This is a genomic window from Tritonibacter sp. SIMBA_163 (assembly GCF_046535935.1).
GTDB lineage: Bacteria > Pseudomonadota > Alphaproteobacteria > Rhodobacterales > Rhodobacteraceae > Epibacterium > Epibacterium scottomollicae.
Window position 1 is genome coordinate 1 of record NZ_JAWJBP010000053.1, and the last position, 3332, is coordinate 3332.

The 3332-nt window shown below is 56.4% G+C and carries 1 protein-coding gene and 1 pseudogene; both read left to right on the forward strand.

Features of this window, described 5'->3' with window-relative positions:
• Window positions 1-1133: 1133 nt before the first annotated feature.
• Window positions 1134-1899: pseudogene (locus tag R0J92_RS21280) on the forward strand (transposase); the annotation flags it as partial.
• A gap of 431 nt (window positions 1900-2330) precedes the next feature.
• Window positions 2331-3053: an alpha/beta fold hydrolase gene (locus tag R0J92_RS21285; RefSeq protein WP_411053108.1), complete on the forward strand. Its 723-nt coding sequence runs from the start codon at window positions 2331-2333 to the stop codon at window positions 3051-3053.
• The last annotated feature ends 279 nt before the right edge of the window (window positions 3054-3332 follow it).

The window sequence follows — 3332 nt, forward strand, 5'->3', positions numbered from 1 at the left end:
TGTAGCGAGTGGGTGTGGGCTTCGGCATGCGCCCGAACCAACCGTCAGGATTCGCGAAGTGAATCCCTCCCTTTGATTTGCGCAACAACGCTGCGAACATGCCGTAAAAAATATGAGCAAAGTAATGCCGCCCGCTGCCACCGCGAAAGCCGGCTTTGCTTGGTGCTTATGCAGCATAGGTTTTTCTGCTGTCGCCGTTTTCGTCTACTTTGCGTAGATCACAATCTGCGCTTCCCTGTCTCTCAAACAGGGTGAAGCATTGTCGACGGTAGTTGTGCCAAGATGAATGTCCGGTTCGGGGAATTTGGCAACGAGCCTTCGCGCCTGCAGCAGGTTCCTCCCTGCGCCCTAGTCTGATATCGGAAAAGCTGGCGCCAGACCTGAGCCGATTTTTCCTGATCTCCTGAGGCACAGGTGCAACGCAGACTACCTCGAAGAGCCAGCCCCGCGCCGCGGCCTTATGTCGTTCAGAAAACATAGTCTCAGCCCTGCGGGTAATGTTCTCCCCTCGCCTTCAGCTGCGGCGCCAGGTCTGCAAATGGTGTGCATGGGTCCGTCCGTATGCGGTTGATGAGTCCCCTGCCCTTCTAAAGTCCTATGAAAGCGGTATCTCGGCCGCCAGAAGCTCCCGTTCGGCCCTGAGGATAAATTTCCTGCCCTAACTGTTGGATGAGACAGGGCTGGATAGCTTTATCGTACTACGCGCCATATGCGCTGCGCGGCCGGCTCTGTTGTCGAATGTCATGGATTTCTGACTCAACGCGCCGGAATTTCGAATCTTGTCAGTGCACCGTGCCAAGCATTACCAAGCCAAACGCCAAGCAATTCCGTCCCAAATCCGACCCTCGACGCGATCCGCACGCAGGTTCGGTGAGCGGAATAATGCAACTTTTTGAATGTTAATAGCTAATGGCCGCTTCGTATCATGTTGCGAGTGCGGAGCTGGTAGGCTGGTTGATTAGCGACAAAACAGGCTATCGCGAGTCAGCTCTACTCGGGTGGCCTTTATATCGTAGGATCACAGCACATTTGTTGTAGCCTCACTGGGTTGGGCTATTTTGCAAAGCTGACCTGCCGCCCGCGAGATCTCTCAGTCTGATGTAGCGTCTGCTCAACCGTGAAGGAGCAGACGAATGAGGAAGAGCCGTTTGACCGAGGCGCAGATAATCGGGATGATCAAGGAGCAGGAGGCGGGCATGCCAACAGCTGAGGTGTGCCGTAGGCATGGCCTCAGCCCGGCGACGTTCTACAAGCTGAAAGCCAAGTATGGTGGCATGGAGGTTTCCGAGGCCGCCAGGCTGAAGGCGTTGGAAGATGAGAACGCCAAGCTCAAGCGCCTGCTGGCCGACACGATGCTCGACAATGTCGTCCTGAAGGATCTTTCTGGGAAAGAACTGACGACATTAACCAGGCGGCGAGAGGCAGCGCTCAAGGCCATGCGGGATCACGATATCTCGCAACGCCGGACCTGCCAGCTTATCGGTGTCGATCCCAAAACGGTCCGGCGCACACGCCCGCCGGACTGCCCCGAGATCCGCGAGGAAATGAAGGAGATCGCCGGGAAGCGGCGCCGGTACGGTTATCGCCGGACCGGTATCCTGCTCGAGCGCAAGGGCATGCTCATAAACCACAAGAAGCTCTATCGGCTCTACCGGGAGGAAGGGCTGTCGGTGAAGCGCCGGCGCGGGCGCAAGCGGGCCCGTGGGTCACGCACGCCGATGCCGGGGGGCAGCAAATCCCAATACCCGTTGGTCGCTCGACTTCCTGGCAGACAGCTTCGGTGCCTCGCGCAAGTTCCGCAATCTGGCGGTGATCGACGATTGCTGCCGGGAGAACCTGTGCCTGACTGCCGACACCAGCATCTCGGGCGCCCGTGTCGCCCGCGAGCTGGATGCCCTGTAATCGTTGCCCAGACGAGCTCTGCCGTCAAGAAATGATCTCCTCCATAGCAAACACGGGGTACGCGCTCTGGCGGCCCTCACCGTCCTCAATACGAGATTCCAAATCCCAAGCAGAAGGCCCGAACATTATCTACGAGGTCAGCTAACTGCCTCCACGGCTCATCAGTGAGAAGTCCTTCCGCCTGGGCTCACCCCTTCACAGAAGGGGCGATAGGGTTCGCCGTGTTTGACCACGGCGTGTACGGTGCGCGCCATCTTGGCCGCGATCGCGGTAATCGCCGCAAGGCGGCTCTGAGTCCAAATTACCTGATGCTGTTCACTGCATGAGTGTCTGCTTTCGGAATGTAGCCTTGAAAGTCACTGCTGGAGCAGCCAGTAGGCATGAAGTAATCTGCCGGAAAGGGAACTGTTATGCGATGCGGGCTTGAAGTGATCGAGCAGGGTGACGGGCCTGTACTGGTGCTGCTGCATGGTGCAGGCGTTGACGCCGCGCTATGGAAGCCACAGATAGATCTGTTCTCCAAGCAGTATCACGTGATTGCGCCCAACCTCCCGGGCCATGGGCGGAGCGCTCCCGTCCAAAGCGTCGAAGAAATGGCTGATGTCGTGCGGGCCATGCTGCAAGAGAAAGGTATCGCGCAGTATGCAATTGTCGGGCTGTCTCTGGGGGGCATGGTCGCTATAGAAATGGCAGGGCGCTGGCCTGACGAAGTTTCGCATTTGGTGACGGTTGAATCTGTTGCGACTGTGTTCGAAGGCGCTTTTGGGAAAGAATTAGCAGGTTGGGCGATGTTGCTCTTCAAAGCTATACCACCCTCAATATTCATGGCACTTCCAGCAAGTGCGATGGGCGCAAAATCGCAGGATGCAGGCAAATACGTTCAGGACGCGATTGCCAAAATGACCGCAAAGAACAACTACACTGTAATGCACGCAGCTTCCCAATATGACGGACGCGAACGCCTTCCCAACATTACTGCGAAAACGCTGATCATGGTTGGGGCTCTAAATAGAAAAACGCATAAGCGAGCTCAAAAGATGGCTAACGCAATTCCAGAGAGTGAATTTTTGGTCATTCCTGCAGCCAGCCACATCGCCAACCGTGATGCGCCGGATTTTTTCAATGCATCCGTACTCTCATTTCTCAGTTAGGCACAGATTGAACCGGTAATTGGCGCAAACGCGGCCAACGGCTGTTTTTTCCCGCTCCTTACCTGTTCACGCACGGCGCAGTGAATGGCGGCGGCTTCTAGCGTTCACAAATGTTCTAGAGTTTGGCCACTTTTGCAACTTCGGGCCCCTTTGGCCTACAAGAGACGACGAGAAGGGTACAAACTCGGTGTTGTTGCGCAAAATCAGAGGGAGGGATTCACTTCGCGAATCCTGACGGTTGGTTCGGGCGCATGCGTAAGCCCACACCCACCCGCTACC